Consider the following 26,165-nt stretch of genomic DNA (forward strand, 5'->3'; position numbering starts at 1 on the left):
GCCTCGGCCAATGCGCTGACCGGCCGGATCGGCCAGCTCAACGAACTGGTCGCGGCCTTCCGCACCGGCCGCGAGGCGGCCCAGGCCGCGCCGGTCGCGGCTGCGGGCTCGGCCTCCCCGCGCCCGGCCAAGCCTGCCCTGCGCTCGCTGACTCGCCCGGCGGCAGCGCCGGCCAGCGCCACGGCGGCCGCGGCCGACGGCTCCGAGCCGGAGCGGCTGCGCCAGCTCGCCCAAGCCGCCTTCGCCCAGTCCAAATCCGCCCCCGCCCCGCGCAAGGTCGCCAATGGCCGCGCCCAGGACGCCGGATGGGAAGAGTTCTGAGCTGGGCCCCGCTGCGCCAAGGGCTCAGCGGCTCAGCCCCGGTCAAACACACGCGGCGCCCCATCGGGGCGCCGTTCCCGTTTCAGGGCACAGACATGCTTGCCGCCGGTGACGTCGTCGCGAGAAGCGAAGCGGCTAAGCCGACCCGCAAGGTCACCCTGGCAGCCGATAGTCCCTGAACATCTCGCGCAGCGCCGTCTTCTGGATCTTGCCCGTCGCGGTATGCGGGATCGCCTCGACCAGCACGACATCGTCGGGCAGCCACCATTTCGCGATCTTGCCGGTCATGAAGGCCAGCATTTCCTCCTTGCCGGGCCGGCGCCCCGGCTTCGGCACGATCACGAGCAGCGGCCGCTCATCCCATTTCGGATGGGCGACGCCGATCACCGCCGCCTCCGCCACGTCGGGATGGCCGACAGCGAGGTTTTCGAGGTCGATCGAGGAGATCCACTCGCCGCCGGACTTGATCACGTCCTTGGAGCGGTCGGTGATCTGCATGTAGCCGGCCGGGTCGATGGTGCCGACATCGCCGGTGTCGAAGAAGCCCTGCTCGTCCAGGATCGGCTCATCCTCGCGCTTGAAATAGGCGCGCGCCACCGCCGGCCCGCGCATCTTGAGCCGGCCGAAGGTCTTGCCGTCCCAGGGCAGGTCGCGCCCGGCATCGTCGGTCAGCCGGAACTCGACGGTGAAGCCCGGGTGACCCTGCTTGACCTTGAGATCGTAGAGCGCTTCGCCTTCGAGATGCTCGTAGACCGGCTTGACCGAGCAGAAGGAGCCGAGCGGGCTCATCTCGGTCATGCCCCAGGCATGGGAGACGGTGACGCCGTATTTCCGCTCGAAGGCCTCGGTCATCGCCCGCGGACAGGCCGAGCCACCGATCACGACCCGCTTCAGCGTCGAAAGCTTGCCGCCGGTCGCCTCCAGATGCTGGAGCAGGCCGAGCCAGACCGTCGGCACCGCGGCCGTCATGGTGACTCCCTCGCCTTCCAGCAATTCGTACAGCGAGGCCCCGTCGAGCTTCGCACCCGGCATCACCAGCTTCGCGCCGGTCATCGGCGCCGAATAGGCCAGCGACCAGCTGTTTGCGTGGAACAGCGGCACCACGGGCATCACCGTGTCGCGCGAGGACAGGTTGAGATAGTCGGGCGCCGCCCAGGTCATCGCATGCAGCACGTTCGAGCGATGCGAGTAGAGCACGCCTTTCGGCCCGCCGGTGGTTCCCGAGGTGTAGCAGAGCCCGGCCGCGGTGTTCTCGTCGAAGGCGAGCCACGCGAAGTCGGCATCCGCCTCGGCGAGCCAGTCCTCATAGGCGACCGCGCCCTTCAGCGTCGTCTGCGGCATATGTGCGGCGTCTGTCAGGATGACGTAGCGCTCGATGCTCGGCAGCTTCTCCTGCAGCTGCTCGATCATCGCCACGAAGGTGAGGTCGAGGAAGAGCAGCCGGTCCCCGGCGTGGTTGATGATCCAGGCGATCTGATCGGGGAAGAGCCGCGGATTGACGGTATGCGTGATCGCGCCGATGCCGCTGATCCCGTACCAGAGCTCGAGATGGCGGTCGGTGTTCCAGGCCAGCGTCGCCACCCTGTCGCCATGCCGCATCCCCTGCCACTGCAGCCGCTTGGCCACCCTAAGCGCGCGCTCCCGGATCTCGACATAGCTGCGGCGCCTCAGGCCGCCATCCTCGACAGCGCGGCTCACCACCTCGCGCGTGCCGTGCTGGATCGCGGCGTGGTCGATGATCCGATGGAGCAGAAGGGGCCAGTCCTGCATCAGGCCGAGCATGCGCGTTTCTCCCGGAGCTTTCTGGTTTTGGGGAGAGGATAGCGGCGTGTTTCCGCGAAAGGGAAGCCGCACTATCGAAGGCTCGCCTGCTCGCGCGAGATGGTTTAGGTCTGATCGTTCAGAGCGGGGGGAAACGCCGTATGTCCGCACCGAAGCCTGCGCCGCCGGGGGTGCCCGAACCGGATCGGGTCTGGTTCCGCTTCATGCGCCTGCACCAGCGCATGCTCCTCCAGATGACGGCACGGATCCGCGCGTTCGGCCTCTCGATCCCGCAATTCGACCTGCTCTCGACCCTGACCGAGCAGGAGGGCATCAGCCAGAGCGAGCTCGCCGAGCGGCTCTATGTCACCAAAGGCAATGTCTCCGGCCTGGTCGACCGCCTGGTTCAGGCCGGCCTCGTCGAGCGTCGCGCCATCGCCGGCGACCGGCGCTCCTATGCCATGCATCTGACGCCCGAAGGCCGCCGCCTGGCCGAGGCCGGCATCGCCGCCCAGCGCGATTTCGTCGCCAGCACGCTCGGCAAGCTGAACCCCGGCGATCTGGCCGAGCTCGACCGCCTCGTCCTGCTCTGGCGCGACCTTGCCCGCGCCGTCGATGCCGAGTGACGCCGCGATGGCTGCCGAGATCGACCTCACCGCCTCCGCCACGGCCCTGCGCGCCGCCCTGGCCGCCCGGCGCTTCAGCGCCGCCGCGCTGCTCGAAGCGAGCTTCGCCCGGATCGATGCGCTGAACCCACGCCTCAACGCCATCGTGGCGCAGGACCGCGAGGCCGCCCGCGCCATGGCCCGCCTCAGCGACGTGCGGATCGCGAACGGCACGGCCCGCCCGCTCGAAGGGCTGCCGATCACGATCAAGGACGCCTTCGACGTCGCCGGCCTGCCCTCCTCCGGCGGCCTGCCCGCCTATCGCGAGCGCGTGCCGGACGAGGACGCCGCGCCGGTCGCAAGGCTGCGCGCCGCCGGCGCCGTCATCCTCGGCAAGACGAATGTCCCGGTGTTCTCCGGCGATTTCCAGAGCTACAACCCCGCCCATGGCGTGACCAACAACCCCTGGGACGAGACGCGCTCCCCCGGCGGCTCCTCGGGCGGTGCGGCGGTGGCCGTGGCCACCGGCATGAGCGCCTTCGAGCTCGGCTCCGATCTCGGCAGCTCGATCCGCTGGCCGGCCCATGCCTGCGGCGTCTTCGGCCTGAAGACGAGCTGGGGGCTGGTCTCGACCTGGGGGGCGATCCCGCCCCCGCCGGAGCGCCGCCCGCCGCGCAACGTCGATCTGATGGTGGCCGGCCCCATTGCCCGCGCCGCCGAGGATCTGGATCTCGTCCTGCCCGTCATCGCCGGCCCGCGGGATGCGGCCCTGCCCGCCCCGACCCTGCCGGAACCGCGGGCCGTCGGCGCGAAGGGCCTGCGCGTCGCGCTCTGGGCCGACGATCCCTTCGCACCGGTCGATCGCGAGGTCTCGGACGCGGTGCGCGAAGCCGCGCGCCGCCTGGCCGCGGCCGGCGCCATCGTCGACGAGACTGCCCGCCCCTCGGTCGGCTTCGCCGACGCCTTCGAGGTCTATGCGCTTCTGAACCATGCCGTCGTCGCCTACGGCCTGCCGCCGAAGGTGCGCGCCCGCATCCAGGCCCAGGCCTCGCGCTACAGCCCGAACGACCTGTCGCACCAGGCCCTGCAGGCGCGCGGCGCCCGCATGACGCCCGGTCTCTATCAGCAGCTTGCTCAGCGCCGCCTCGCGCAGAAGCGGCAATGGGCGCGCTTCTTCGCGCGCTACGACGTCCTGCTCTGCCCGCCGGCGCCCGTCGCCGCCATCCCGCATGATCATGGGCCGGACATCCACGCCCGGCAGTTGATCGTGAACGGCGCGCCCCGCCCCTATCTCGACTTCCTGCTCTGGGCCTCGCTCGCCACCGGCGCCGACCTGCCGGCCCTGGCAGCGCCGGTCGGATTCTCGCGCGAGGGGTTGCCGCTCGGCGTCCAGATCATCGCGCCCTTCGGCGAGGATCGCACCGCCATCGCCGTCGGCGCGATGCTGGAAGCCATGGGCGGCCGCTTCGTCGCGCCGCCGGCGCGCTGATCGGCGGGATGACTTTTGCGAGCCAGGCGGCCGCCTTACAGTGACGGCTGCCTTGCAGCAGAGTCTGCCGCCCCCCGCGCCAAAAGCGCTCAACATTTGCGGACAGATTAGCCTAGAGTGGCAAGAATCTTAAACGGAACCGGGAGGCCCATCATGCTGTCGAATCTCGCCGTCAGGGACATAGAAACGCTCGTCCACCCCTATACCAACCTCGCCACCCATCGGCAGAACGGGCCACTGGTGCTGGAAAGCGGCAAGGGCGTCTACGTCTACGACTCGGCCGGCAAGGAATATATCGAGGGCATGGCGGGGCTCTGGTGCACCGCGCTCGGCTACTCCAACCAGGAGCTGATCGAGACGGCCTACGAGCAGATGAAGAAGCTGCCCTTCACCCACATCTTCGGCGGGCGCAGTCATGATCCGGCGATCGAACTCGCCGAGAAACTGAAGGAGATCGCCCCGGTTCCGATCTCCAAGGTGTTCTACGGCGCCTCCGGCTCCGACGCCAACGACACCCAGGTCAAGATCGTCTGGTACATGAACAATGCGCTGGGCCGGCCGCAGAAGAAGAAGATCATCTCGCGGCTCAAGGGCTATCACGGCGTCACCGTCGCCTCCGCCTCGCTGACCGGCCTGCCGAACAACCACATCGACTTCGACCTGCCGCTGCCCGGCATCATGCACACCTCCTGCCCGCATCACTACCGCTTCGCCGAGCCGGGCGAGAGCGAGCAGGATTACTCGTCGCGCCTCGCCGCCGAGCTCGAGGAGATGATCCTGCGCGAGGGGCCGGACACGGTCGCCGCCTTCATCGCCGAGCCGGTGATGGGCGCCGGCGGCGCGATCACCCCCCCGGAAGGCTATTTCGAGAAGATCAACGCCGTCCTCGCCAAATACGACATCCTGTTCATCTCGGACGAGGTCATCACCGGCTTCGGCCGCACCGGCAAGATGTTCGGCACCGAGACCTACGGCATGAACGCCGACACGATCTCGCTCGCCAAGCAGATCACCTCGGCCTATTTCCCGCTCAGCGCCGTGATGATGAACGAGAAGGTCTACGAGGTCCTTGTCGACCAGAGCCGCAAGATCGGCACCTTCGGCCACGGCAACACCTATGCCGGCCATCCGGTCGGCTGCGCGGTCGCGGTGAAGACGCTGGAGATCTACCAGCGCGAGAAGATCGTCGACCACGTCAACAAGGTCGCGCCGGCCTTCCTGCGCCGGCTCGACAAGCTCGCCGAGCACCCGCTTGTCGGCGAAGCCCGTGGCGTCGGCCTGATCGGCGGCGCCGAGCTGGTCAAGGACAAGCAGACCAAGGCCTCGTTCGAGGCCAAGAACGGCGTCGCCGCCAAGGCCGTCGCCTATGCGCTGGAAGAAGGCTTCATCACCCGCGCCATGGGCGACCGCCTCGCCTTCTGCCCGCCGCTGGTGATCAGCGAGGCCGAGATCGAGGAAATGTTCAATCGCTGCGAGCGCGCCCTCGACAAGACGCTGAACTGGGCCAAGGCCGAAGGTCTGCTGGCCGCCTGATCCGCGTCGGAATACCTATCGGGAAGCCGGGCGGCGACGCCCGGCTTTTTTGTTTCGTTCAGCATTGTGGCCGGATATCTGCGCGGCCCGAGATCGCCACGAACAAATCACAGTGGTGCCCCGGCGCGGTCCCGATCGGCTTCCAGTGTGGCCTGGTCGAGGGCGAGAGCCCGCGACGTCAGGTCATCAGCGAGCCAGGAGCCATGGTCCAGCGCGACACCAGCCCCCAGATGCAGACCCGCAAGGGCTTCCACGACGCTTCGGCACGGGAAGTCTATGCAGCGCGCTTCCGTCCGATCGCAATTCAGGCGGTCGCGGCGGGAACCAGACAGCTCTCCGGCGCGTTGAGCCAGCACGGCAAGGTACCCAGGCCTGAATTGCCCGGCGTGCTTCGCCACGGTTTCGTCGACTGAAACCTCCCCTTCGAGACCCATGACTGGCCGGTGCGGAGCTCAAACTCCCACCGGCCTTTTTTTGTTCGGCTCCCTGGGCGGTGCCGAATCGCGTCTCAGCACGGGATCGCACCGTCATTCCGGGGCATGCCGCAGGCATAAGCCCGGAATGACGGCGTGGTTCCGCGGAAAGCATGCCCAAACGAAAACGGGCGGCCCCGAGGCCGCCCGCTGACATCTCCAAATCGTCCGATCCGATCAGACGACCACGACCTTCGCCCCGGCCGGAACCCGGTTGAACAGGTCGATCACATCGATGTTGCGCATCCGGATGCAGCCGGAGGAGGCCGAGCGGCCGATCGTCTCCGGCTCGTTGGTGCCGTGGATGCGGTAGAGCGTGTCCTTGCCGTCCTGGTAGAGATAGAGCGCGCGCGCGCCGAGCGGGTTCTCGGGGCCGCCATTCATGCCGCCCGCGACGGGCTTCAGATGCGGCCAGCGCTTCACCATCTCGGCCGGCGGCGTCCAGCGCGGCCATTCGGCCTTGCGCTGCACCACGGCCTCGCCGGTCCAGCCATAGGCTTCCTCGCCGGTCGCGACGCCGTAACGGATCGCCCTCCGGTTCGGCAGCACGAGATAGAGGAATTTCGACTTGGTATCGATATAGATCGTACCGGGCGGCTGGCCCGTCGGATCGGCGATCTCGTAGGGGAGATAGGGAAGGTAGGTGTCGAACTTGGGGACGAGCGCGATATATTCGGCGTCCCGCGCCGACAGTTCGGGAGCCGCAATGCTCTTATACTGGCAGGCGCCCAGGAGGGCGGAGAGCGCCAGTGCGACGAAAACGGACTTTTTCATAGCCTCCACCAGCGCGACCCGAAGGTAGCCTTTATGATGAATCGAACGTTAACGCTTCGTATCACCCGGGTCTTGCCCAAGAGGCTACGGTCTGGCGAAGCACTAGGCTCCAAACGGTCGCGGCGCAATCTGGTTCCCTTTATGGCATTCGCATGGAGCGAATGCGTGGCAAACCGGCCACGCCCCCCGCTTCACCGCCCGCATTTCCCGGACCGACACGCTTGACCACGCTGCTCATCACCCATCCCGCCGGTCTGGCCCATGCGATGCCGGCCGGTCATCCCGAATGCGCCGAGCGGCTGCGAGCGGTCGAGCAGGCGCTCGAGGCCGAGCGCTTCGCGGCACTGATTCGGGTCGAGGCGCCGCTCGGCACGATCGATCAGGTGGCGCTCTGCCATGACCGCGCCTATGCGCAGGCGCTGATCGCCTCTTCGCCCGAGGCCGGCTTCGTCCAGATCGATGCCGATACGCTGATGTCGCCCGGCACGATCGAAGCGGCGCTGCGCGGCGTCGGCGGCGCGGTCCATGCGGTGGACGAGGTGTTCGGCGGCAGGGCCCGCGGCGCCTTCGTCGCCATGCGCCCGCCCGGGCACCATGCCGAGCGCGCACGTGCGATGGGCTTCTGCTTCTTCAACCACGCCGCGGTTGCGGCGCGCCACGCCCAGGCGGCGCACGGCGCCGAGCGCGTCGTCATCGTCGACTGGGACGTCCACCACGGCAACGGCACCCAGGACATCTTCTGGAACGACGACAGCGTGCTCTACGCCTCGACCCATGAGATGCCGCTCTACCCCGGCACGGGCGCCGCGTCCGAACGCGGCGAGCACGACACGATCGTCAACGTGCCCCTCGCCCCAGGCACCGGTTCGGACGCGTTCCGCGAAGCCTTCGACATCGCGATCCTGCCGCGGGTCGCAGCCTTCCGCCCCGACCTCGTCGTCATCTCGGCCGGCTTCGACGCGCATTGGCGCGACCCGCTCGCGAGCCTCAACCTGCGCGAGGCCGATTTCGCCTGGGCGACCCGCAAGCTGATCGAACTGGCCGACCGGCACGCCGCCGGCCGCGTCGTCTCGATCCTGGAAGGCGGTTACGACCTCGACGCGCTGGCGAAATCGACAGCCGCCCATGTTTCGGCGCTGATGGAAGGGTGAGCGCCCCGCCCGTCATTGCGAGGCGCGAAGCGACGAAGCCGTCGAGGGGATTGGATCAGACGTTCGACCCAGCTCCCCTGGATTGCTTCGCGTGGCTCGCAATGACGACGAAGCGCCTTATTCCAGCGGCGCCGTCTCGGCGATCTCGATGCCGAAGCCGGAGAGGCCGACGAAGGAGCGCGGCGAGGAAGCCAGGTTCACGATCGAGCTGACACCGAGATCGCGCAGGATCTGCGCACCGAGGCCGACCTCGCGCCATTGCTGGCTGCGCAGCGCATCCGCGCCCTCGTCCTCGACGCTCTTGATCGGCACGCCGGCGCTGCCGTCGCGCAGATAGACGAGCACGCCCCTGCCCTCCTGCTGGAAACGCCTCAGCGCGCACTGCACCGCGCCCGCCCCGCCCAGCACGTCGCCGACGACATCGGCCCGGTGCAGGCGAGCCGGCACCTTCTCGCCATCGCCGAGCTTGCCCATCACGAAGGCGAAATGCTGCGTGTCGTCGAAGGGCGTGATGTAGACATGGCCGGTCATCTCGCCGAAGGCGGTCTTGACCGGGAAGGAATGCACCCGCTCGACCAGCTTCTCGCGCGACTGGCGATAGGCGATCAGGTCCGCGACGGTGATCTGCTTCAGCCCGTGCTTCTCGGCGAAGGCGCTGATCTGGGCGCCCTTCATCACCGTGCCATCGTCATTGGCGAGCTCGCAGATCACGCCGACCGGCGGCAGGTCGGCGAGCTTGCACAGGTCGACGGCCGCTTCCGTATGGCCCGAGCGCATCAGCACGCCGCCATCCTTGGCGATGAGCGGGAAGACATGGCCCGGACGCACGAAATCGGCGGCGCCCATATTGCCGTTGGCCAGCGCACGCACCGTGTTGTTGCGCTGCTCGGCCGAGATCCCGGTGGTCAGCCCGTGCTTGACGTCGACGGTGATGGTGAAGGCGGTGCCGAGCGGAGCGTCGTTCGACGACACCATCGGGTCGAGGCGCAGGCGCCGCGCCTCGCTCGTCGTCAGCGGCGCGCAGACGATGCCGCAGGTGTTGCGGATGATGAAGGCCATCTTCTCCGGCGTGCAGAGCGAAGCGGCGACGATGAGATCGCCCTCGTTCTCGCGATCGTCGTCATCGGTGACGATGACGATCTCGCCGCGGGCGAAGGCTTCGATGGTCTCGGCGACATTGTTGGACATGGCGGCCTCGCGCGGCCCTGACAGGCCGAGGAAATCATTCGGGGTCACGGCGCCGTCGGTGGCGGCGGCGATGCGCTCGGCGCTTTCGCGGGAGATCCAGGCGGCCGGATCGTTGCACAGCGCGGTCACGCTGGCCGGCGACAGGCCGACCTGCTTGGCGAAGGCGCTGCGCGCGATCTTGTTCTGCCGGAGCCAAGCGTCGAGCTTCATGCCGAGAAGCTAATACGTCTCGGCTTCATCCGCAATGAAGCAGGAGCACATTTTCAGTATTGCTGAAATGCAAGATGTCCCGATCTCTCAGCCGTCCCCGCCATTGCGAGGAGCGAAGCGATGAAGCAATCCAGAGGGACGGGGTGAAACGTCTCACCCGGTCCCCCTGGATTGCTTCGCTGCGCTCGCAATGACGCCCCCACGCTCGCGGATGACGGCCTTGCCTTACTCCTGAAACGGCCAGCGCGGCGCGACGACGCCAACCTGCCCGCGATGGCGCAGATACTGGTCCGCCAGCACGCAGGCGACCATCGCCTCGCCGACCGGCACAGCGCGGATGCCGACGCAGGGGTCGTGCCGGCCTTTGGTGAACATCTCCGCCTCGCCGCCGGTGCGCGTCACGGTGGCGCGCGTCGCCAGGATCGAGGAGGTCGGCTTTACCGCGAAGCGGGCGACGATCGGCTGCCCCGTCGAGATACCTCCGAGGATGCCGCCGGCATGGTTGGACAGGAAGAGCGGGCGCCCGTCATTGCCGGCCCGCATCTCGTCGGCATTCTCCTCGCCAGAGAGCTCGGCGGCGCCGAAGCCCTCGCCGATCTCGACGCCCTTGACGGCGTTGATGCTCATCAGCGCCGCCGCGATCTCGGCGTCGAGCTTGCTGTAGATCGGCGCGCCGAGCCCCGCCGGAACACCTTCCGCCACGATCTCGAGCACCGCCCCGATCGAGGAGCCGGACTTGCGGACACCGTCGAGATAATCGGCGAAGAAGGCCGCTGCCTTGGCATCCGGGCAGAAGAACGGGTTGCGGCCGACCTCCTCCCAGTCCCAGTTGGCGCGGTCGATCTTGTGCGGGCCGATCTGGACGAGCGCGCCGCGCACAACCATGCCCGGCACGACCTTGCGCGCGATGGCGCCGGCGGCGACCCGCATCGCCGTCTCGCGCGCCGAGGAGCGCCCGCCGCCGCGATAGTCGCGGATGCCGTATTTCACGTCATAGGTGAAATCGGCATGGCCCGGCCGGTACTTGTCCTTGATATCGGAATAATCCTTCGAGCGCTGGTCGACATTGTCGATCATGAGCCCGATCGAGGTGCCGGTCGTCACCTGCACGCCGTCGCTCTCACGGGCGAAGACGCCGGAGACGATGCGGACCTGGTCCGGCTCCTGGCGCTGCGTGGTGAAGCGGGACTGGCCCGGCCGGCGCCGGTCGAGATCGCCCTGGATATCGGCCTCGGTCAGCGGGATCAGCGGCGGGCAGCCGTCGACGACGCAGCCGATGGCGGGTCCATGGCTTTCGCCGAAGGTGGTGACGCGGAAGAGATGGCCGAAGCTGTTGTGCGACATGGGCGTCCGATGCGTTTCGTATCGGCTCTTAAGCCGGATCGGCCCGCGGCGAAACCCCGCCTGGCCGCATCGGGCCATTGACAAGGCGCGGCCTCGCCGCTTCAAGCGCGCCCATGAGCCGCCGGCCGCCCTGCCCTTCGCGCTCCTGGCGCCCCGGGAGTCCCATCATCGCGGGAATCTAGCCCCGAGTCGCCCTGCCGGGCGGCTTCGGGGTTGAACCGGCTCGGGCCAGCCTGCGCGCGCGGCGCCCGACCACGCCTCTCCAAGATCAACCGGGCTTCGACTGCAAGCCCTCGGCCGCGTGAGCGCAGCCGCCGAGCGCCTTTCCCAGGGCGCCGCCGGCCACCGCGTTCACGTCCTGCCCGGCTCGCCATGACCCGCTTCCCCAAACGCTCCACCCCCACCGCGACGGCCGCCGTCAGCCTGGCGCGCGCCCTCTCCAAGCTCGGCTATTGCTCGCGGACGCAGGCCGAGAAGCTGGTGCGAGACGGGCGCGTCGAGGTCGATGGCCGCATCGCCCGGCACCCGGAGCTGCGGATCGACCCGCAGCGCGCACGGCTACGGGTCGACGGCCGCGCCGTTGCCGCAGCGCGCCGCATCTATCTGGCGCTGAACAAGCCGCGCGGCCTGGTCACCACCGCGAACGACCCTGAGGGTCGCCAGACGGTCTATACCTGCCTGGAGGGGCTGGACCTGCCCCATCTCGCCCCGGTCGGGCGCCTCGACATGGCGAGCGAGGGCCTCCTGCTGATGAGCAACGATACGCGCTGGGCCCAGCGCATCCTCGACCCCGCCGCCGGAGTCGAGAAGACCTATCACGTCCAGATCGACCGGGTTCCCGACGCCGACCTCATGGCCCGGCTGGGACAGGGCGCGGTCGACGAGGGCGAGGTCCTGACGATCCGCTCCGCGACCCTGCTGCGGCACGGCGAGCGCAACGCCTGGGTCGAGATGGTGATCGACGAGGGCCGCAACCGGCAGATCCGGCGCATCGTCGAGGCCGCCGGGGCCGAGGTGCTGCGCCTCGTCCGCGTCAGGATCGGCGGGCTCGATCTCGGCGAACTCGCAAAGGGCGCCGTCAGGGAGCTGCGCCCCGACGAGGTCGCCCTCCCCCTCGCATCCGCTAGGGGCTGAGCCGGGCTCAGTGCGCGGCGGCCGTCGCCGGCACGGCCGGGGCGCCTTCCCAGCGCGTATGCGCCGGCAGGTTCTCGCCCTTCATGATCACGGTCAGCAGCCCGATCTGGGCGTAGTCGCCGACATGGGTGTCGTAGAGCACGGTCGCTCCCGCCCCGACGCAGACGCCCTTGCCGAGCCTGACCTTGCCGACCTTCATCACCCGGTCCTCGTAGAGATGGGTCTGCAGGGCCGAATGGGCGTTGACCGTGCAGAAATCGCCGACCTTGATGCAGTCGAACTCGGTGATGTCCGTGGAGTCGAGCCAGACGCCCCTGCCGTATTTTGCCCCGAACAGCATCAGGAACCAGGGCAGGAAGGGCGTGCCGCGCAGATAGTCGAACAGCACCTTGCCGCCCAGCCCCCAATACATCACCGCCACCGCCTCGGTGCGCATCGCCCACCAGGACCACATCGGCTTCATCACCGGCTTGTAGACGCCCATCATCAGCCATTTGACGGCGGCGCAGATCAGCGCCTGCACCACGGCGATCGCGACCGCGACAGCCATGAAGGAGAGCGCGAGCCCGATCCAGTCGCCCTCGTTGATCTTCTGCTGCAGCACGAGGTCGACCGCGAGCGTGCCGAAGGTGATGAACAGCATCGCCGGGAAGGAGGTGTGCAGCGCCTCGAACAGGCCGCGGCCGAACTGCTTGGCGAAGGACGGCTTGTAGGTCCAGTCGGCACCGAGATCGACCTTCTGCCGCGTCGGCAACTTGATCGGCGGCGAGCCGAACCAGGTATCGCCGGGCTGCATGCGGTCGTTGGCCGGCGGCTTCGACTTGATGCCGATCAGCACGCGGTCCGGGATGACCGCGCCCGGCGGCACCACGGCGTCGTTGCCGACGAAGACCTGCTCGCCGGTGCGCGTCGCGTCGAGGCGCATATAGCCGCGCCGCATGTCCTCGTCGCCGAAGACCACTTCGTCGGCGATGAAGTTGCCGGCGCCGATTCCGGTGAGGTCGTAGCGGCCGGAGAGGTTGGTCGAAATCTCCGCTCCCTTGCCGATGCTGGCGCCCATCAGCCGGTACCAGGCGCGCATGTAGATGGTGGCGAAGAGCGAGGAGAGCGTTTCCAGCGTCACTTCCGTCGCCAGTGCCACCGTCCATTTGCGGGCGTAGAAGCCGGAATGGATCGAATAGGAGCCGGAGGTGACGCGCGGCAGGACCGCCCAGCGCAGCCCCGCCATCAGCAGAACGGTGAAGGCGATCAGGCCGATCGCGGTCGGCCAGGTCAGGATCGGCAGGAACCAGAGATAGCTGATCTCGGTCCAGCCGGCGATGAAGTAGTCGATCTTGTCGAACAGCCAGAAGGCCGGGAAGATGGGCAGCAGACTGACCGGCGGCAGCACCACCAACATCAGGATGTAGAAGGCCAGCATCGCCGCCCGGCGGCCCGGCGAGGCCTGCGCCTGCGGCGGCAGGGCGGCGAGGTCGACCGTGCCGACCTTGCGCGCCGGCGTGCCGTCCCAGATCTCGGCGGCGCCGACCCGGGCGCCCGGCGCGATCGCGGTCAGGTCGGCGATCTCGGCATGGTCGCCGACGACGCAGCCATGGCCGAGAACCACGGAGGCGCCGGCCGAGACGTCCTTGCCGATCTTGATGCGGCCGATCACCAGCTTGTCGCCGATCGCCTCGCCATTGGCGAAGGTGGTCTTGGAGCCGAAGGTCGTGAAGTCACCGATCTCGATCAGGTCGATGGCGCCGGCCTCGTAGTCGGAGATGATCACGTCGCGCCCGACCTTGGCGCCGAGCAGGCGCCAGTAGAAGCGCATCACCGGAGTGCCCTGCAGCCATTTGATATGGACGAGCCCGGCAACGCGCGCGGCGAACCACCAGCGGAAGTAATAGACGCCCCAGAGCGGATAGATTCCCGGCTTGCTCCGGCCGAGCACGAGCCATTTCAACGCGATGGCGATGAGGCCGGTGACGACGATGATCGCGACATAGACGCCGAGCAGCGCGGCGATCTGGCCGAGCAGCGGCAGATCCTCGCCCGAGATGATCATGTAGGTGACGAAGACGCCGAGCCATTGCGCCGTCGACAGGCCGATGATGACCGGCAGCACCACCGCCTGGGCGAGGCCGCAGAGGAAGCGGCGCAGGAAGGGCGGCGGCGTGAAGGAGAGGTCCTCGGCCGTCGCGGCGCCGCGCTCGTCGAGCAGCGCCGCCATGGCGCGCAGCGTGCGCGCGCCATAGACGTCCTGCAGCGTGATGCCGGCATAGGCCGGCGTCTCGCGCACGATCGAGATGAAGCGGGCCGCCAGCAGCGAATGCCCGCCGAGATCGACGAAGAAATCGGCCTCCAGCGGCAGACTCGCGGCGCCGAGCACGCGCTTGGCCGCCTCCAGCAGCGCGGCTTCCGTGGCATTGCGCGGCGGCTCCTGCTCGCCCTCGGCGGTGGGCGCCGTCAGCGGCGCCGCCTTCAGCATCTTGCGGTCGAGCTTGCCGGAGACCATGCGCGGCAGCGAGCCGGCAGCCTCGAAATGGGCCGGCACCATGTAGGGCGGCAGCTTCTCGCGCAGAGCGGCCCTGAGCGCCGGTCCGTCGACCGCCACGCCCGGCTCCGGCACCACGAAGGCGACCAGCCGCTCGATGCCGTCGTCGCTGCGTAGCACGACGGCGGCCTGCGCCACGCCGGGCTCGTCGGCGAGCTTGGATTCGATCTCGCCGAGCTCGACGCGGAAGCCGCGGATCTTGATCTGGTCGTCGATGCGCCCGTGGAAGACGATGTTGCCGTCGTTGTCGAGGCTGACCGCATCACCCGAGCGATAGAGGACCGGGTCCTCCGCGCCGGCGACACCGGCGAAGGGATTGGCGATGAACTTCTCGGCCGTGAGTTCGGGCCGGCCATGATAGCCCTTGGCGACGCCGGGACCGCCGATCAGCAATTCGCCCTGCTCGCCCGGCCGGACGAGGTGCAGCTCCTCGTTGGCGACATAGGCGGTGTAGTTCGGGATCGGCTTGCCGATGGTGACGGTCTCGCCTGGCACGACCTCGGCGGCGGTGGCGACGACCGTCGCTTCCGTCGGCCCGTAGGTGTTGAGGATGCGCCGGCCAGGCTTGGACCATTTCTGCACGATCGCCGGCGGCAGCGCCTCGCCCCCGAGCAGGATCAGCTTCAGCGAGGGCACGTCGGCCGGCAGGATGCCGAGCAGCGTCGGCACGGTGTCGATGATGGTGACCCCGGCCTCGTTCAGGATGGCGGGCAGCTTCTCGGCATCGCCCATCATCTCCGGCGAGGCGACGAACAGCGTCGCGCCGACGAGATAGGGCGTCCAGATCTCCTCCATCGACAGGTCGAAGGCGACCGAGGCGCCCTGGAACACGACGTCGTCGGGACCGAAGCCGTAGAGCGCGTTTCCGGAGCGGAGGAAGTGGCAGATGTTGCGATGGCTGATGACGATCGCCTTCGGCGTGCCCGTCGAGCCCGAGGTGTAGATCAGATAGACCGGATGGTCCTTGGTCAGCCCGGCCGGGCGCGCCGGCGGTTCGACATCGTCCGCGCTCGCGGCGAGAGCCTCCGGTGTCCAGACCGCCCGCTCGGTCTCCTCCGCCCGCCCCGCCCATTCGGGGCAGGTGACGACGCCCTTCGCCTCGGCATCGTTCAGGCAGGTCGCGATGCGCTCGACCGGAGCTTCCGCGTCGAACGGCACCCAGGCCGCGCCGGCGCGCGTGATCGCGATCTGGGCGACGAGCAGGTCGATGCCGCGCGGCATCCACAGGCCGACCATGTCGCCAGGACCGACACCGGCCAGCTGCAGCCCGCGTGCCTGCCGGCCCGCCGCGGCCCAGACGGCCGCATAGCTCAGGCGGCGGTCACGATCGACGAGGGCGGCATGGTCGGGCCGCGCCGCGACGGACGCCGCGAAGATCTCCGCCAACACCTCGTCGCGGATCAGATCGGGGCGCTTCTCGCCAGCCAGCATGGCAAAGGGTTTCGCGCCGGCCGCGTCCGACGCCGCCGGCAGCTTCGTCATATCGTTCATCGCGCCCCGCTGCGCTCAAAGGCCCGTCGCTGTCGTCCCAGGCAGCCCGTGCCTGCGGCAGTGCGGCGCCTTACCACGCGCCTTATGAAGAAAACGGAATCGTCGCTCCTGCGCCGCGACATCCACATGAGGCCCCCCGGCCGGGCAGCCGCCGCTTCACGCCGCTCTGCTAGCACATTCCTCCTGCGGAATCACGCGTGAACCGCCGATGAACGCGCCCGCGCATACGCGCGGGCGATGCACGATCAGAGCCATTCAGCCTTGTCGCCGGTCACGACAAGCAGCTTGCCCTGCCAGATATCGACCCGGGCGGCATCGCGCGGCGCCACCGCTCCGACCAGCGCCAGCACGGCGCGCGCGACGCCGCCATGGCTGACGATCACCGTCTCGCGCCGCAGGCCCTCGAGCACCGGCCGGACGCGCTCGGCCAGCATGCGGTAGCTCTCGCCGCCCGGCGGCACGAAGCCCCATTTGTCGCGCTCGCGCAGTTGCGCCTGCTCGCGCTCGGCCTTGCGCACGTCGCGCCAGGTGAAGCCTTCCCATTCGCCGAAGGTCAGCTCGCGCAGGCGGTCCTCGACGACATAGCCGCCTTCGGGCAGGCCGAGCTCGCGCCGCAGGATGTCCATGGTCTCGCGCGCCCGCTGCATCGGCGAGCCGATATAGTCGAGCTCGGCATAGGCCGGCTCCAGCGCCTTGAGTCGGCCGGCAGCCTCCGCCGCCTGCCTGCGGCCGAGATCGTTCAGCGGAATGTCCTGGCCGCCCTGCAGCCGGCCCTCGCGATTCCAGTCGGTCTCACCATGACGGACGAGGATGAGCCGGTGCGGAAGCGAGATCGGAAGCATGCCCTCGCTTCTGCACGCTGGCGCCGGCATCGTCAAAAGCCTTGGGCAACTAGGGGGCATGCGTCGCGGCGATCGCGACAATAGGCCGCTTTCTGTGGCCCATCGCGCGCCGGCTGTGTATAGCGCCAGTGCCTTTTCCGGACGCGAAGCCCCATGCCCGCCACCCTCGCCTTGCCAGACGGCCGCAGCCTCGCGCTCGACGCGCTGCCGCTCGTCATGGGCATCGTCAACGTTACCCCCGATTCCTTCTCGGATGGCGGCCTGCTCGCGAGCACGGAAGCCGCGGTGGCGCATGGCGCGCGCCTCGCCGCCGAGGGCGCGGCCATCGTCGATATCGGCGGCGAATCGACACGCCCCGGCCACGCCGCGGTCGATGCCGCGACCGAGATGGCGCGGGTGCTGCCGGTGATCGCCGCGCTGAAGGCCCGGGTCGACGTGCCGATCTCGATCGACAGCTACAAGGCCGAGGTGGCCGAGGCGGCGCTCGCCGCCGGCGCCGGCATCGTCAACGATGTCTGGGGAGCGCAGCGCGACCCGCGCATCGCCGCGGTCGCCGCCCATGCCGGCGCCCCGATCATCCTGATGCACAATCGCGAGACCGTGGACGCCACGCTCGACATCTTCGACGAGGTGCTGCGTTTCCTGGAGCGCTCGATCGCGATCGCGATGCAGGCCGGCGTTCCGCACAGCCAGATCGTCGTCGATCCCGGCATCGGCTTCGGCAAGACGGCGCGGCAGAATCTCGACCTGATCCGCCATCTCGACCGTCTCGGCGCGCTCGGCTGCCCGGTCCTGCTCGGCGCCTCGCGCAAATCGACGCTCGGCCGCATCACCGGCCGTACGGTCCCCGCCGAGCGGCTCGCCGCCAGCATAGCCGCCCATCTCTACGGCGCCAGCCGCGGCGCCGCCATCATCCGCGCCCATGACGTCGCGCCGCATGTCGACGCGCTCAAGACCTGGGCCGCGATCGAGGACAGCACGAAGGTAGATCCGTGAGCGAGACCGGCCGCATCCTGATCGAGAAACTCGATATCTACGCCTATCACGGCTTCTTCTCCGAAGAGGAGCGGCTCGGCCAGCGCTTCCTGCTCGACCTCGTGCTCGATGTCGACTTGCGCGCCGCCGCCGCCAGCGACCGCCTGGCCGACACGGTCGACTATGGCCGCGCCGTCGCGATCGTGACCGAGGCCTTCACCGCCCGCCGCTATCATCTGCTGGAGGGCGCGGCGCGCTCCGTGGCCGTCGCGATCTTCGACGCCTTCCCGCCGGTCGACGCCGTCGAAGTCACGCTGCGCAAGCCGGCCCCACCGATCCCTGCGACTCTCGGCTCGGTCGGCATCCAGCTGAGGTTCCAGCGTGAAGGTTGAGGCCGCACTCGCCTTCGGCGGCAATCTCGGAGATCCGGTCGCGGCCTTCGCCGCGGCCTTGCAGGGGCTGCGCGACCATCCGGAGATCACGCTCGGGCGGCTGTCCTCGGTCTATCGCACGCCGCCCTGGGGCAAGACCGACCAGCCCGAATTCCTCAACATGGCCGCCGTGGTCGAGACCTCGCTCGCCCCGCAGGACCTGCTCGCCTTCTGCCTGGAGCTGGAGCGCGCCGGCGGCCGCGAGCGCCGCGAGCGCTGGGGGCCGCGCACGCTCGATATCGATATCCTGACTTATGGCGACGCCGTCATCGACCAGGCGCGGCTGCAGATCCCGCATCCGCGCATTCCCGAGCGCGCCTTCGTGCTGACGCCGCTGGCGGAGATCCTGCCGCAGCGCCTGATCGGCGGGCGAACCGTGGCCGAGCTCCTTGCAGCAGCCGCAGACGAAACGATCCGCCGCGACGATGCCGCGACGGATCGCTTGAAGGCCTTGCTGGCGGGTTAGGCCGCCAGTCGAGCGGTCATTCTTCGTAGAGTTCGCGCAATACGGCCAAGGCTCGGCTGAGCGTTGCCGGCGGAGCCGCGCCGAGCTGCCTGATCAGCCTCGTCTTGTCGAGGGCGCGGCTCTGTTCGAGCAGGATCAGCCCATCGGTGCCTTGAAAGGAAATCGGGACCCTGAATCCGGCCGGGCGGCTTTTCGAGGTCATCGGCGCGAGGATGACGGTGCGCAGATAGTCGTGAATCTCCGGCGGCGAGATGACGAGGCACGGCCGCGTCTTCTGGATTTCACTGCCGACCGTCGGATCGAGCGCTGCAAGCCAGATGTCGCCGCGCTTCACCATGTCAGCTCGGCGTCTTCGGCATTGCCGAATTCCGGCCAGGCCAGCCCGTCGTCCTCGGCAGCCGCGAGACGCCTGGCATCGTCCGCCCAGCCCTCGCGCACCTGCTCCTGCACGCGCTGGATGACGATGCGGCCCTGCTCCACCGTGAGCTCGACACCATCGCCGGCCTTCGCCCCGATTTCCGCCAAAAGCGGCTTCGGGATGACGATGCCGGCCGAATTGCCGATTTTCTTGACGGCGCTGCGCATGGCTCCCTCCGCTGAAGGAACCAATATAGGCTCAGGCCCAGCCCGTTACAACAATGTTATAACGAGAGCGGCGTTTCACTCGCCCTTGTCGAGGGAGATGTCCGGCGCGGTCGGCACCTTCATGCCGACGACGTGGTAGCCTGCGTCGACATGCAGGATCTCGCCGGTGATGCCGCGCGACATGTCGGAGACGAGGAACACTGCCGTTTCGCCGACCTCCTCGATGGTGACCGTGCGGCGCAGCGGGGAATTGTACTCGTTCCAGCGCAGGATATAGCGGAAATCGCCGATGCCGGAGGCGGCCAGCGTCTTGATCGGCCCGGCCGAGATGGCGTTGACCCGGATCTTCGAAGGGCCGAGATCGGCCGCGAGATACTGCACGCTCGACTCCAGCGCGGCCTTGGCGACGCCCATGACGTTGTAGTGCGGCATCCACTTCTCGGCGCCGTAATAGGTCAGCGTCAGCATGGCGCCGCCATCGGTCATCAGCTTCTCGGCGCGCTGGGTGATGGCGGTGAAGGAGTAGCAGGAGATCAGCAGCGACTTGGTGAAGTTCGCCTCGCTGGTCTCGACATAGCGGCCGGTCAGCTCGTCCTTGTCGGAGAAGGCGATGCAGTGGACGACGAAGTCGAGCTTGCCCCAGAGCTTCTCGATCTCGGCGAAGACCGCGTCGATGGTCGCGCCGTCGGTGACGTCGCAATGGCCGACGACATGCCCGCCGAGTTCCTTCGCCAGCGGCTCCACCCGCTTCTTCAGCGCATCGCCCTGATAGGTGAAGGCGAGCTCGGCGCCGGCATCGGCCGCGGCCTTGGCGATGCCCCAGGCGATGGAGCGATTGTTCGCGACGCCCATCACGAGGCCGCGCTTGCCCTTCAGGAGATTGGCGGTCGGCGAAACGGCGTTGGAATCAGGCATGTGGGACCCGCAGGGAAAACGAGGAGCAGGTCTCTTAGAACAGTCGCAGGAAAGTGGGAACCGCTTTTGACGCCGGCCTCCACGGCTGAATCGCGTATCCGGCCCCGATCGACGGCGATTTCCCGCGATCAGGACCGGAAAAGGCTCACGCCGGGCCGTTGCCGGCTCAGCTTGCCTCGCTGCGCGCCTTCATCAGGGCGGTGAGCTCGGCGTCGGCAGCCGGCATCTCGATGTCGATCGCGACGAAGAGATCGCCGACCGCCCCCTTCTCGCCCTTGAGCCCCTTGCCGCGCAGGCGGAACTGCTTGGCGGTGCCGGTCAGCGGCGGGATGTTCATCTCGACGGCACCGGTCAGCGTCGGGACGTGCAGGGGCCCGCCGAGCACCGCCTTGGCGAGCGGCACCGCGACCCGGGTCCGCAGGTCCTTGCCGTCGATGGTGAAGCGCGGATCGGGCTTGACCTTGATCGTCATCAGCACGTCGCCGCTCTCGCCGGAGAACGGGTCGGTCTGGCCGAGGCCGCGCAGGCGCATCACCTTGCCGTCGGTAACGCCCTCGGGGATGGTGATCTCGACCTCGCGCCCGGTCGGCAGCTTGACCCGGCGCGTGCCGCCGGTCGCGGCCTGCACCAGCGTGACCTCGAGCGTGAAGCTCTGCTCCGGCGGCTTCTGCGGCTCGGCCCGGCCGCGCGCCCGCCGGCTCGCCTCGCCGAAGAGCGAGGAGAAGATGTCGGAGGCGTCGAAGCCGGCATCGCCGCCGCTGCCGCCCGCGCTGCCGGCGCGCGCGCCGAACGGATTGCCGCCCCCCTGGCCGAAATGGAACTCGAAGCCGCCGCTGCGCCCGCCGCGGCCGGCGCCCATACCTTCGAAGCCCTGGAACTTCGGCTTGCCTTCGGCATCGATCTCGCCGCGGTCGAACTGCTTGCGCTTGGTCTCGTCGCCGACGATCTCATAGGCGCTGTTCAGCTCGGCGAACTTGTCCTGCGCCTTCGGATCCTCCCGGTTGCGGTCCGGGTGCAGCTCCTTGGCGCGGCGGCGGAAGGCCTTCTTGATGTCCGCATCGCTCGCGCCGCGGGCGACGCCCAGAACCTGATAGGGATCGCGCATCCAGAACCTCGTTTCCATGCAAAGTCGAACGGCCGGCGCCCACGCCGCCAGCCGTCCGCCTCGCCTTATCTGGGGATGGTGTGGCGTCGACGCAACACCCTCCGGAAGCCCTTCTGCACCCGCGACGAGGCCTAGGCAAGCCGGAAAGGTGCGTCAGCTCAGCCCCTTCCAGGGCCCGACATCCTTCACCGCCCATTCCCCGCCCGAGGGGCGGCAGGCCGTGCCCTGCAGCTTGACCGGCTGGCTCTGGGTCTGGACGCTGGCGATGAAGGCGCGGCAGATCTCGTCGGAACGCAGGAACGGCCCGCCGACCGGCACGAAGGAGCCCTTGATGCCGCTCTGGGGGTTGTCCCAGGACACGGCGGCGCCGTTGCCCTGCGGATCGAGCGCGACGCCCATCGCCCCGTCGGCCCGGCGCATGTCCTCGGGGCCGAGCTCGGCGGCGAGGCTCGCCAGCGCGGCCGGCCGCTCGTTGCTGCGCGAGGGCAGGATGGCGGAGGTCGTCGCGACCTCCTCCTCGCTCTTGGAGGAGAGGCCGATGATCGGGAACGAAACCGAGCAGCCGGCGGAGAACAGCGCCAGCGCCGCCGCCGCCAGCAGCGGGCGCATGGGGGCTGCGCGATCAGGAAGGCTTTGGAACGCTCCGGCCCCTGCCCTATATAAACCAGCCGTCCGAAACCGGATCACTTCGCGCTCGCCCAACGCCCATATTCCACTGACGAGGATTAGAACGTGCAACCGTTAACGAGCGGTGACTTCACCGAGGAAAACGAGCCTTTCGCCTTGTTCCAGAAGTGGTTGGACGAAGCGACGAAATCCGAGCCGAACGACCCGACCGGGATGGCGCTCTCCACGGTCGATGCCGACGGCATGCCCAACAGCCGCATGGTGCTGCTCAAGGGCCACGGGCCGGACGGCTTCGTCTTCTACACCAACACCGAGAGCCAGAAGGGCCAGGAGCTGCTCGGCCAGCCCAAGGCGGCCGCGCTGTTCCACTGGAAGAGCCTGCGCCGGCAGGTGCGCATCCGCGGCGAGGTCGCGCTCGTCTCCGACGCCGAATCGGACGCCTATTTCCAGTCGCGGCCGCGCGACAGCCGGATCGGCGCCTGGGCCTCGCAGCAGTCGCGCCCGCTGGAGAGCCGTTTCGCTCTCGAGAAGGCGGTGGCGAGCTACGCGCTGAAATTCGGCGTCGGCGAGATTCCGCGTCCGCCCTACTGGCGCGGCTTCCGCATCACCCCGACCTATATCGAGTTCTGGCGCGACGGCGCCTTCCGCCTGCATGACCGCATCGTCTTCCGCCGCGCCTCGGCCGCCGAGCCCTGGACGAAGACGCGCTTCTACCCCTGAGGATTCCCGCGCCATGGCGATGCCGAAGTTCGATTTTCCGAAGACCGAGCCGGGCAAGCGCCCGGTCATGCTGCTGACCGGGGCGAGCCGCGGCATCGGCCATGCCACGGTGATGCAGTTCGCCATGGCGGGCTGGCGCATCCTCTCCTGCTCGCGCCAGGCCTTCTCCGAGAAATGCCCCTGGCCGTCGGGCGCCGACGACCATGTCCAGATCGATCTCGGCGATCCCGAGGACACGATGCGCGGCATCGCCGAGATCAAGAAGCGCCTCGCCGCCGAGGGCGGCAAGCTCAACGCCCTGGTCAACAATGCCGGCATCTCGCCCAAGGGCCGCAATGGCGAGCGGCTGGGCGCCGCCACCACCTCCTTCAACGACTGGCACAAGGTCTTCCAGGTCAATTTCTTCGCGCCGATCATGCTGGCGCGCGGCCTGCTTGACGAGCTGAAGGCGGCGCAGGGCGCGATCGTCAACGTCTCCTCGATCGCGGGATCGCGGGTCCACCCCTTCGCCGGCGCGGCCTATGCGACGTCGAAGGCCGCGCTCGCCAGCCTGACGCGCGAGATGGCGGCCGATTTCGGCCCGCTCGGGATCCGCGTCAACGCCATCTCGCCCGGCGAGATCGACACCTCGATCCTCTCCCCCGGCACCGAGAAGATCGTCGCGACCCTGCCGATGCAGCGGCTCGGCAGGCCCGACGAGGTCGCCAAGGCGATCTATTTCCTCTGCACCGACGCCTCGAGCTACGTCACCGGCTCGGAGCTGCACATCAATGGCGGACAGCACGTTTGACGCGGAGCGCAGCAGCATGACCGGCGATGGCGGCCAGGTCATCCGCTTCCCGGCCACCGGCCGGGCCGCGGCGCGCCCGGTGCTGGCGGCCTCGGTCGCGGTCTTCCGCGACGGCAAGGTGCTGCTGGCGACGCGCACCAAGCCGCCGGCCGACCAGCTCTGGTCGCTGCCCGGCGGCAAGGTCGAGGCCGGCGAGACGCTCGAGGAAGCGGCCTTGCGCGAGCTCGCGGAGGAGGTCGGCGTCACCGCCCGCATCCTTGGCTTCAACCGCCATGTCGAGATCTTCGGCCGCGATGCCAAGGGCGATGTGACGCATCATTTCGTCGTCGCCTCCTTCGTGGGGGAATGGCTCGCCGGCGAGCCGCAGCCCGGGCCGGAGGCCGGCGCGGTGATGTGGGCGGACCCGCTCAGGCTCGGCGGGCTTGCGACGACGCGGGAGCTCGGCGACGTGCTGCGCCGCGCCCATCACCTTTTCGCAGCCGGCAGCGCCGCATGAGGGCGCCGGCGCGTGGCATGGCCGTCCTGGCCGCCTTGCTCTTGATCGCGCCCCTCGCCGCCGGCGCCCAGCGGCGCCCGCAGCCCAACGCCAAGCCCCCGGCGGCCCCGTCGGCCGAACAGCCCGCCCCGGAGCCGAGCGGCCCACCCTATGAGCCGCAGCTCCTGCAGCTCGCCGAGATCATGGGCTCGCTCGCCTATCTGCGCACCCTCTGCGGCGGCAAGGAAGCGCAGGACTGGCGCGCCCGCATGGCGGCGCTGATCGAGGCCGAGGGCCGCACGCCGCAGCGGCGCGAACGCCTGACCACCGCCTTCAACCGCGGCTTCAGGGCCTATGCGCTGACGCATCGGTCCTGTACCGACGCCAGCCAGGAGGCGGCGGCGCGCCTCGCCGGGGAAGGCGAGGCCCTCTCGCGCGCCCTCGCCGGCCGCTATGGCGGATAGGCAACAGCTGTTGCCCGAATGCGATCTTCGGTGGAATTCTTCCGGTCGCGTTAACCTTTCTTAAACGCCGCGGTAGCGTGCCGCTCTGGCACGGCTTATGACTTGAGCCTCGCTCAACCGTCGCGATCCGGAGCATAACCGGCGCGATTCGCATCAGATAAAGGCTCCAGAGTCCCGTTTCGATGCCGATCCAGCCCGAAGACACGATGCTCGACCCGAATCTCGCCGACGACCACGGCGATGCCCGCCGCGTGGCCTATGGCTATGTCGAGGACGCCTTCGCCGAAGGGCAGCAAGACGGGCTCGATTCGGACGCCATGGCCCATGCCGCCCTGTTCGCCGCGCTGCGCACGCTGGTCGAGACCTATGGCGAGGAGGCGACTGCGGTCTTCGCGGAAGCCTTGCCCGAGAAGGTCCGCTGCGGCGCCTTCACCAGCGGCACCCGGCACTAAAAGCCCGATCCAGCCGTCACTTTGGGAGCGAGTCGGCGGCGGTTCTCGCCGTCGCGGCACGTTCTTCCATCAGCGCCCGCTCTTTGACGTTGCGCGTCAGCGCGACCGCCTGATCGAACGCCTCCGCCGCCTCCCGATGGCGGCCGAGCTTGGACAAGAGGTCGCCGCGCACGCTCGGCAGCAGGTGGTAGCGCTTGAGCGCGGGCTCCGCCGCCAGCGCCTCGACCAGCTCCAGCCCCGCAGCCGGCCCTTCCGCCATGCCGACGGCCACCGCCCGATTGAGCTCGACGATCGGCGAAGGCGCCACGCGCCCGAGCACGGCGTAGAGCGCAACGATTCGAGCCCAGTCGGTTTCCTCGGCCGTGCGCGCCCGGGCATGGCAGGCGGCAAGGGCGGCCTGCAGCAGATAGGGGCCAGGCAAAGCGCCGGCGAGCTGTTGGGCCCGCTCCAGCGCGGCGAGTCCCCGCCCGATCAGCAGCCGGTCCCAGCGGGCGCGGTTCTGATCAAGCAGCAGGATCGGCTCGCCGCCGGGGCCGATACGTGCGCGCAATCGCGAGGCCTGCAGCTCCATCAGCGCCACGAGGCCATGGACCTCCGGCTCCTGCGGCGCCCGCGCCACGAGGATACGCCCGAGTCGCAACGCTTCTTCGCAGAGCGTCGGGCGAACCCAGTCCTGCCCCGCCGTCGCGGCATAGCCCTCGTTGAAGATCAGGTAGACCACCTCCAGCACCGAGGCGAGGCGCTCGCCCAGCTCGGCACCTGCGGGCACCTCGTAGGGCACCCTGGCATCGCTCAGCGTCTTCTTCGCCCTGACGATGCGCTGCGCCATCGTCGGCTCCGGCACCAGGAAGGCGCGCGCGATCTCCTCGGTCGTGAGTCCGCCGAGGAGCCGCAGGGTCAGCGCCAGCCGCGCCTCCTTCGGCAGGACCGGATGGCAGGCGGTGAAGATCAGCCGAAGCAGGTCGTCGCCGACCTCGTCGTCGAGCGCCTCGTCGAGATCGGGCGCTGCCGGCCCCTCGCTCGCGATATCCAGGCCGATTTCTTCCTGCTTGCGCCGGGCCATCATCTCATGGCGTGCGGCATCCAGCGCGCGGTGCTTGGCGACCTGCATCAGCCAGGCCGCGGGATTGTGCGGCACGCCTTCCTCCGGCCACTGCTTCAGCGCCGCGACCAGCGCATCCTGCGCCAGCTCCTCGGCCCGGCCGACATCGCGGGTCAGCCGCGCGAGGCCAGCGATCAGCTTCGGCGCCTCCATGCGCCAGACCGTCTCGATGGTGCGGTGTGCATCGCTTGCCGACATCGGGAGCG

The 26,165-nt window shown here is 68.9% G+C and carries 26 protein-coding genes and 1 pseudogene; 15 read left to right on the top strand and 12 right to left on the bottom strand.

Annotated elements, in window-relative coordinates; translation table 11 throughout:
• Positions 1–321 (top strand): annotated as a pseudogene (locus B5Y19_RS26150) (hypothetical protein); the annotation flags it as partial.
• A gap of 153 nt (positions 322–474) precedes the next feature.
• Here the strand turns inward: B5Y19_RS26150 and B5Y19_RS17285 are convergent.
• Positions 475–2,103, bottom strand: coding sequence for a long-chain-fatty-acid--CoA ligase (locus tag B5Y19_RS17285; RefSeq protein WP_055729503.1), 1,629 nt, complete (start codon positions 2,101–2,103; stop codon positions 475–477).
• A gap of 140 nt (positions 2,104–2,243) precedes the next feature.
• Between B5Y19_RS17285 and B5Y19_RS17290 the strand changes: the two genes are divergently transcribed.
• From B5Y19_RS17290 to B5Y19_RS17305, 4 genes are all read left to right on the top strand, one after another.
• Positions 2,244–2,708, top strand: coding sequence for a MarR family winged helix-turn-helix transcriptional regulator (locus B5Y19_RS17290; RefSeq protein ID WP_055729504.1), 465 nt, complete (start codon positions 2,244–2,246; stop codon positions 2,706–2,708).
• Positions 2,698–4,176 (top strand): amidase, encoded by a 1,479-nt coding sequence (locus tag B5Y19_RS17295; RefSeq protein WP_055729550.1) that lies wholly within the window; start codon positions 2,698–2,700, stop codon positions 4,174–4,176. Before B5Y19_RS17290 ends, B5Y19_RS17295 begins: the two co-directional genes overlap by 11 nt.
• A 153-nt stretch (positions 4,177–4,329) precedes the next feature.
• Positions 4,330–5,709, top strand: a complete 1,380-nt coding sequence (locus B5Y19_RS17300; RefSeq protein WP_055729505.1) for an aspartate aminotransferase family protein — start codon at positions 4,330–4,332, stop codon at positions 5,707–5,709.
• 203 nt (positions 5,710–5,912) lie between these two features.
• A complete protein-coding gene (locus tag B5Y19_RS17305; RefSeq protein ID WP_055729506.1) occupies positions 5,913–6,122 on the top strand; it encodes a hypothetical protein in 210 nt (69 codons plus the stop codon).
• 237 nt (positions 6,123–6,359) lie between these two features.
• On the opposite strand, the gene B5Y19_RS17310 is transcribed toward B5Y19_RS17305, so the two are convergent.
• Entirely contained in the window at positions 6,360–6,956 is a 597-nt protein-coding gene (locus B5Y19_RS17310; RefSeq protein WP_055729507.1) for a L,D-transpeptidase, read from the bottom strand.
• A 221-nt stretch (positions 6,957–7,177) separates the two neighbouring features.
• Here B5Y19_RS17310 and B5Y19_RS17315 point away from each other — a divergent pair, with 221 nt between their 5' ends.
• Positions 7,178–8,107, top strand: a complete 930-nt coding sequence (locus B5Y19_RS17315; RefSeq protein ID WP_055729508.1) for a histone deacetylase family protein — start codon at positions 7,178–7,180, stop codon at positions 8,105–8,107.
• Between the two features lie 117 nt (positions 8,108–8,224).
• Here B5Y19_RS17315 and ribB read toward each other — a convergent pair whose 3' ends face one another.
• On the bottom strand, positions 8,225–9,505 hold the full coding sequence (ribB, locus tag B5Y19_RS17320) for a 3,4-dihydroxy-2-butanone-4-phosphate synthase (protein ID WP_055729509.1): 1,281 nt from the start codon (positions 9,503–9,505) through the stop codon (positions 8,225–8,227).
• 225 nt (positions 9,506–9,730) lie between these two features.
• Entirely contained in the window at positions 9,731–10,849 is a 1,119-nt protein-coding gene (aroC, locus tag B5Y19_RS17325) for a chorismate synthase (protein ID WP_055729510.1), read from the bottom strand.
• 372 nt (positions 10,850–11,221) lie between these two features.
• Between aroC and B5Y19_RS17330 the strand changes: the two genes are divergently transcribed.
• On the top strand, positions 11,222–11,983 hold the full coding sequence (locus B5Y19_RS17330; RefSeq protein ID WP_055729511.1) for a pseudouridine synthase: 762 nt from the start codon (positions 11,222–11,224) through the stop codon (positions 11,981–11,983).
• 7 nt (positions 11,984–11,990) lie between these two features.
• Here B5Y19_RS17330 and B5Y19_RS17335 read toward each other — a convergent pair whose 3' ends face one another.
• A complete protein-coding gene (locus tag B5Y19_RS17335; RefSeq protein WP_079591855.1) occupies positions 11,991–16,010 on the bottom strand; it encodes a Pls/PosA family non-ribosomal peptide synthetase in 4,020 nt (1,339 codons plus the stop codon).
• 245 nt (positions 16,011–16,255) lie between these two features.
• A complete protein-coding gene (locus tag B5Y19_RS17340) occupies positions 16,256–16,852 on the bottom strand; it encodes a histidine phosphatase family protein (RefSeq protein ID WP_139384446.1) in 597 nt (198 codons plus the stop codon).
• Positions 16,853–17,005: 153 nt separating this feature from the next.
• Here B5Y19_RS17340 and folP point away from each other — a divergent pair, with 153 nt between their 5' ends.
• From folP to folK, 3 genes are read left to right on the top strand one after another with little or no spacing between them, the layout of a single operon-like run.
• Positions 17,006–17,848 carry a dihydropteroate synthase gene (gene folP / locus B5Y19_RS17345; RefSeq protein WP_055729513.1) on the top strand — a complete coding sequence of 281 codons (843 nt, stop codon included), beginning with the start codon at positions 17,006–17,008 and terminating at the stop codon, positions 17,846–17,848.
• Positions 17,845–18,219, top strand: coding sequence for a dihydroneopterin aldolase (gene folB / locus B5Y19_RS17350; RefSeq protein ID WP_055729514.1), 375 nt, complete (start codon positions 17,845–17,847; stop codon positions 18,217–18,219). The genes folP and folB overlap by 4 nt, the downstream gene beginning before the upstream one ends.
• Positions 18,209–18,724, top strand: coding sequence for a 2-amino-4-hydroxy-6-hydroxymethyldihydropteridine diphosphokinase (folK, locus tag B5Y19_RS17355; protein ID WP_055729515.1), 516 nt, complete (start codon positions 18,209–18,211; stop codon positions 18,722–18,724). Before folB ends, folK begins: the two co-directional genes overlap by 11 nt.
• A 16-nt stretch (positions 18,725–18,740) precedes the next feature.
• Here folK and B5Y19_RS17360 read toward each other — a convergent pair whose 3' ends face one another.
• From B5Y19_RS17360 to B5Y19_RS17380, 5 genes are all read right to left on the bottom strand, one after another.
• Complete coding sequence (locus B5Y19_RS17360; protein ID WP_055729516.1) at positions 18,741–19,061, bottom strand: type II toxin-antitoxin system PemK/MazF family toxin; 321 nt, start codon at positions 19,059–19,061, stop codon at positions 18,741–18,743.
• Positions 19,055–19,309 carry an AbrB/MazE/SpoVT family DNA-binding domain-containing protein gene (locus B5Y19_RS17365; protein WP_055729517.1) on the bottom strand — a complete coding sequence of 85 codons (255 nt, stop codon included), beginning with the start codon at positions 19,307–19,309 and terminating at the stop codon, positions 19,055–19,057. The genes B5Y19_RS17360 and B5Y19_RS17365 overlap by 7 nt, the downstream gene beginning before the upstream one ends.
• Positions 19,310–19,384: 75 nt before the next feature.
• On the bottom strand, positions 19,385–20,224 hold the full coding sequence (gene fabI, locus B5Y19_RS17370) for an enoyl-ACP reductase FabI (protein ID WP_055729518.1): 840 nt from the start codon (positions 20,222–20,224) through the stop codon (positions 19,385–19,387).
• A gap of 166 nt (positions 20,225–20,390) precedes the next feature.
• Positions 20,391–21,329 (bottom strand): DnaJ C-terminal domain-containing protein, encoded by a 939-nt coding sequence (locus B5Y19_RS17375; protein WP_055729519.1) that lies wholly within the window; start codon positions 21,327–21,329, stop codon positions 20,391–20,393.
• Between the two features lie 153 nt (positions 21,330–21,482).
• Entirely contained in the window at positions 21,483–21,938 is a 456-nt protein-coding gene (locus B5Y19_RS17380) for an RT0821/Lpp0805 family surface protein (protein WP_079591857.1), read from the bottom strand.
• Between the two features lie 123 nt (positions 21,939–22,061).
• Between B5Y19_RS17380 and pdxH the strand changes: the two genes are divergently transcribed.
• The 5 genes from pdxH (at position 22,062) to B5Y19_RS17405 (ending at position 24,857) form a co-directional block, all read left to right on the top strand.
• On the top strand, positions 22,062–22,676 hold the full coding sequence (gene pdxH / locus B5Y19_RS17385) for a pyridoxamine 5'-phosphate oxidase (RefSeq protein ID WP_055729520.1): 615 nt from the start codon (positions 22,062–22,064) through the stop codon (positions 22,674–22,676).
• Positions 22,677–22,743: 67 nt separating this feature from the next.
• Positions 22,744–23,466 carry an SDR family NAD(P)-dependent oxidoreductase gene (locus B5Y19_RS17390; protein WP_079591891.1) on the top strand — a complete coding sequence of 241 codons (723 nt, stop codon included), beginning with the start codon at positions 22,744–22,746 and terminating at the stop codon, positions 23,464–23,466.
• Positions 23,467–23,482: 16 nt separating this feature from the next.
• Positions 23,483–23,962: an NUDIX hydrolase gene (locus B5Y19_RS17395; RefSeq protein ID WP_055729553.1), complete on the top strand. Its 480-nt coding sequence runs from the start codon at positions 23,483–23,485 to the stop codon at positions 23,960–23,962.
• A 17-nt stretch (positions 23,963–23,979) separates the two neighbouring features.
• Positions 23,980–24,405 carry a TIGR02301 family protein gene (locus B5Y19_RS17400; RefSeq protein WP_244555625.1) on the top strand — a complete coding sequence of 142 codons (426 nt, stop codon included), beginning with the start codon at positions 23,980–23,982 and terminating at the stop codon, positions 24,403–24,405.
• A gap of 182 nt (positions 24,406–24,587) precedes the next feature.
• Entirely contained in the window at positions 24,588–24,857 is a 270-nt protein-coding gene (locus B5Y19_RS17405; protein ID WP_244555626.1) for a hypothetical protein, read from the top strand.
• A gap of 16 nt (positions 24,858–24,873) precedes the next feature.
• On the opposite strand, the gene B5Y19_RS17410 is transcribed toward B5Y19_RS17405, so the two are convergent.
• Positions 24,874–26,157 (bottom strand): RNA polymerase sigma factor, encoded by a 1,284-nt coding sequence (locus tag B5Y19_RS17410; RefSeq protein ID WP_055729523.1) that lies wholly within the window; start codon positions 26,155–26,157, stop codon positions 24,874–24,876.
• Positions 26,158–26,165: the final 8 nt, after the last annotated feature.

The sequence above is a fragment of the Allobosea thiooxidans genome, assembly GCF_900168195.1.
Classification (GTDB): domain Bacteria; phylum Pseudomonadota; class Alphaproteobacteria; order Rhizobiales; family Beijerinckiaceae; genus Allobosea; species Allobosea thiooxidans.